Source organism: Caballeronia sp. (assembly GCF_028292365.1).
In the GTDB taxonomy this organism is placed as follows: domain Bacteria; phylum Pseudomonadota; class Gammaproteobacteria; order Burkholderiales; family Burkholderiaceae; genus Caballeronia.
This window is the reverse complement of sequence record NZ_JAQGMM010000638.1, coordinates 1-4,216: the sequence shown is the minus strand read 5'-3', so window position 1 is coordinate 4,216 and position 4,216 is coordinate 1. Positions and strand designations below refer to the sequence as shown.

Here is a 4,216-nt window from a genome sequence, read left to right as displayed (position 1 = left end):
AGACCGATCAGCGAGTGCATCGCGGCGACGAGTTCCGGCATCTTCGTCATCTCGACTTTCGCCGCGACGTACGCACCAACCGCACCGCCGACCACGAGCGCCCCGAACAGCAAGCCAAGCCCCAGCGACAGATCCGATCCCAGCGCCGCAGCCTGCTTCACGATCAACGCGATGGTCGTGAGAATCGCGATGGCCATGCCGGCCATGCCGAACGTATTGCCGATACGCGCCGTCTTCGGATTCGACAGCCCTTTGAGCGCCTGGATGAAACACACCGAGGCGATGAGATACAGGAGAGTGACAACGCTCATGCTCATTGCGCGGTCCCCTTAGAAGCGTTAGTAATTTGCTTGGGCGCTTTCTTCTTGAACATCTCGAGCATTCGCCGCGTGACCAGGAAGCCGCCGAACACGTTGACGGCCGCCAGCAAAACCGCGAGGGTGCCGAAGAACTTGCCGGCATCGCCAATCGTCAGGCCAGCAGCGAGCATCGCGCCGACGATAACGATCGCCGAAATCGCGTTCGTCACCGCCATCAAAGGCGTGTGCAATGCGGGCGTGACGTTCCACACCACGTGATAGCCGACGTAGATCGCCAGCACGAAGATGATCAGGTTGATGACCGTGTGATTTACGAGTTCCATGTCAGTCTCCTTTTATCCCGCGCGTGACCTGGCCGTCGCGGCACAGGAGCGTTGCGGCGACTATATCGTCGGCCATATCGATGTTCAGCGTCCCTTCCTTCGTCACAATCAACTTGATGAAATCAAGCAGGTTGCGGGCGTAGAGGGCGGAGGCATCGGTGGCGACCATGGAAGGGAGGTTGGTGTAGCCGACCAGATGCACACCGTGCTTCATCACGACCTGATCGACTTCGGTGAGCGGACAGTTGCCGCCACGACGACCTTCGTATTCGGCGCCGCGTCCCGCCGCCAGATCGACGATGACCGAGCCCGGTTTCATCGCCTGGACGGTTTCCGCCGCGATCAACGTAGGCGCGGGACGGCCGGGAATCAGCGCGGTCGCGATGACGATATCGGCGTTTTTTGCACGTTCGGCCACCAGCACGGATTGCCGCGCGAGCCAGCTTGGCGGCATGGGACGCGCGTAACCGCCAACGCCGACCGCGGCTTCGCGTTCTTCATCGGTTTCGTAGGGGACATCGAGGAACTTCGCGCCCAGCGATTCAATCTGCTCCTTCACCGCAGGACGCACATCGGAGGCTTCGATCACCGCGCCGAGCCGCTTGGCCGTGGCGATAGCCTGCAATCCCGCCACGCCCGCGCCGAGCACGAGCACGCGCGCAGCTTTGACGGTGCCGGCGGCGGTCATCAGCATCGGCATGAAGCGCTGATAGATATTGCTTGCGACCAGCACGGCCTTGTACCCGGCGATATTCGCCTGCGACGACAGCACGTCGAGGCTCTGCGCTCGCGTGGTACGCGGCGCGGCTTCCAGTGCGAATGCGGTGATGCCCGAAGCGGCCAGACGCGCGTTGTTCTCGGCGTTGAACGGGTCGAGCATGCCGGCGAGGAACGCGCCCGGTTTGAATAGCGGCAACTCGGCTTCGTTGGGCGAATGAACCTTGAGGACGAGATCAGCGGCGAACGCGGTGTTGGCATCGACCAGCTCGGCGCCGGCAGCGGCGAAGGCATCGTCGATATAACTCGCTGGCACACCCGCGCCGCGCTGCACCGTGACCCGGTGACCTTGCGACACGAGCTTCTTGACCGTCTCCGGCGTGGCGGCGACGCGCGCCTCGTTCGCCCGCGTTTCGGCAGGCACTCCGATATGCATCTTCAATCCTCCTCACGTTCTAGTTTTTGATATGGCCGTGCGTAGTCGCTCGCGTATTGGCAGCAACAATCCTGCACGTGATTAAGCGGTTATTTAAGCTGTTATTTGCGACTGATCGTCACTGTAACCGAAACATTTGTGAAAAATGACGCGATCGGACAACAACATGCACGAACTCCGCGGGCGACGTAAAAACGCGCAAAACGGTAAAATACCGTCCCATGAAACCAGAACGATGGACACCGCGCGTGACGGTCGCCGCAATTGTGGAGCGCGACGGGCGCTTTCTCGTGATCGAGGAACACACGCCGGACGGGCTCAAGATTAATCAGCCGGCCGGACATCTGGAAGCGGGAGAAACACTCGTCGACGCCGTGAAGCGCGAGACGCTCGAGGAAACGGCACACCGTTTTGAGCCGGAAGCGCTTGTCGGCACGTATCTCACGCACTTCGAACGGCCGGGAAGATCGGTCACGTATTTGCGGTTTACGTTCTGTGGCACGACGTCGGGCGAGGTGCCGGGCATGGCGCTGGACGCGGGCATCGTGCGGGCCATCTGGCTGACCGCTGACGAATTGCGCGCATGCGCCGACCGGCACAGGTCGCCAGCCGTGCTGGAATGCCTCGAACACTATCTCGCCGGGCGCCGCGTGCCGCTCGACTTCATTCATACGCACTCGGTCGCGCCGGTGCATGCTGGAACCTAGGCTGGATTTCAACCTAAGGTAAGTAACTTAGAGAGAGCAATGAGCAAGGCCGGAAAACAGAAGGTCGTGGTGGGCATGTCGGGCGGCGTGGATTCGTCGGTGACCGCATGGCTGCTCAAGGAGCAGGGCTACGACGTCATCGGCCTGTTCATGAAGAACTGGGAAGATGACGACGACAGCGAGTACTGCTCGACGCGGCAGGACTGGATCGACGTGGTGTCGGTGGCGGACCTGATCGGCATCGACGTGGAAGCGGTCAACTTCGCCGCCGAATACAAGGATCGCGTGTTCGCGGAGTTCCTGCGCGAATATTCGGCCGGCCGTACGCCGAATCCGGACGTGCTGTGCAACGCCGAGATCAAGTTCAAAGCTTTCCTCGACCACGCAATGTCGCTGGGCGGTGAAACCATCGCGACGGGGCACTACGCCCGCGTGCGTGAGCGTGACGGGCTGTTCGAGCTACTCAAAGCCACTGATTCGACCAAGGATCAATCGTACTTTTTGCATCGGCTGAATCAGGCGCAGTTGTCGAAGACACTATTTCCTCTCGGCGAGATGCCCAAGACGAAGGTTCGCGAAATCGCGGCGCAGATCGGCTTGCCGAATGCGGCGAAGAAGGATTCCACGGGCATTTGTTTTATCGGAGAACGGCCGTTTCGCGAGTTCCTGAACCGCTACCTGCCGACGCAACCCGGTCCGATGAAAACACCCGACGGCCGAGTGATCGGCGAGCACGTCGGTCTCGCGTTCTATACGTTCGGCCAGCGTAAAGGCATCGGGCTCGGCGGCAGCAAGGACGGCAGCGGCGACCCGTGGTTTGTCGCGGGCAAGGACATGGCGTCGAACACGCTGTACGTGGTGCAGGGGCATGACCATCCGTGGCTGCTGTCGCACTCGCTCGTGGCCGGCAATACCAGTTGGGTCGCGGGGGCGGCGCCGGTCGAAGGCACCGTTTGCGCGGCCAAGACGCGGTATAGGCAGTCGGATGCGCCTTGCGTGGTGGGTGCGTCGGGACCGGCGGATGGCCGCTTTGAACTCCGTTTCGACGACGCCCAATGGGCCGTCACGCCCGGGCAATCAGCCGTGCTTTATCAGGGCGATGTGTGTCTGGGTGGCGGGATCATTGAATCAGCCGCAACTGCCCAACCTGTGCGACGCGACGCTGGAGCCGCCTTGCTCACGGCAAGGTAGTCTTCCTTTGGATGATCGCGCTGGTTGGGAGCGGGCTGCGGCCCGCTTTTTCTTGCGCAGAGCTTGCAGGAAACACGGTCGAATCAGTAATTCATAAAAAATCGGTACATACCCGGTAAGGGTGGGGGCCTTCTGAGCAGTCCAGAAGGAAAAAATTGCGGCTATGTGATGAAAAACCTCCAAAAAAGTGTCTGAAACTCTCCAAAAAAGTCCCCAGAAAGTTCCATCAGGGGCTTGACTATCTATCTTCTAATAGATAAATTATCGCTGTGGATGGCGGTGAGTCGGTAAGGATGAGTCGGTAAGAATGAGTCGGCGACGATATGAATTGCAAGTACGACGCAAGACGAACCGAGCAACGTGCTTCAGATTTGCGCGGCGGGTCGGTGTGAGCCGGTCGGACCGTCACTCTGCCAACGAGGCAGCACGAGCCCAACAAACCCTGTGGAAGTAGTGAGCCAGAACCGAAATGAATACCGACAAAACCCCCGATAAAAATACCGTACGCGAGCAATTGCTCGA

The 4,216-nt window shown here is 60.2% G+C and carries 4 protein-coding genes and 1 pseudogene; 2 read left to right on the top strand and 3 right to left on the bottom strand.

The features are described from left to right. From JWR14_RS36920 to JWR14_RS36910, 3 genes are all read right to left on the bottom strand, one after another. On the bottom strand, positions 1–317 hold a 317-nt coding region (locus tag JWR14_RS36920), incomplete at its 3' end, for an NAD(P)(+) transhydrogenase (Re/Si-specific) subunit beta (protein ID WP_299719464.1). Further along, positions 314–643: an NAD(P) transhydrogenase subunit alpha gene (locus JWR14_RS36915; protein WP_299719462.1), complete on the bottom strand. Its 330-nt coding sequence runs from the start codon at positions 641–643 to the stop codon at positions 314–316. The genes JWR14_RS36915 and JWR14_RS36920, both read right to left, overlap by 4 nt. A 1-nt stretch (position 644) precedes the next feature. Continuing rightward, entirely contained in the window at positions 645–1,796 is a 1,152-nt protein-coding gene (locus JWR14_RS36910) for a Re/Si-specific NAD(P)(+) transhydrogenase subunit alpha (RefSeq protein WP_299719460.1), read from the bottom strand. Between the two features lie 221 nt (positions 1,797–2,017). Here JWR14_RS36910 and JWR14_RS36905 point away from each other — a divergent pair, with 221 nt between their 5' ends. Together JWR14_RS36905 and mnmA are read left to right on the top strand one after the other, a co-directional pair. Next, entirely contained in the window at positions 2,018–2,503 is a 486-nt protein-coding gene (locus JWR14_RS36905) for an NUDIX hydrolase (RefSeq protein ID WP_299719458.1), read from the top strand. 30 nt (positions 2,504–2,533) lie between these two features. Continuing rightward, positions 2,534–3,694: pseudogene (gene mnmA, locus JWR14_RS36900) on the top strand (tRNA 2-thiouridine(34) synthase MnmA); the annotation flags it as partial. Between the last annotated feature and the right edge of the window lie 522 nt (positions 3,695–4,216).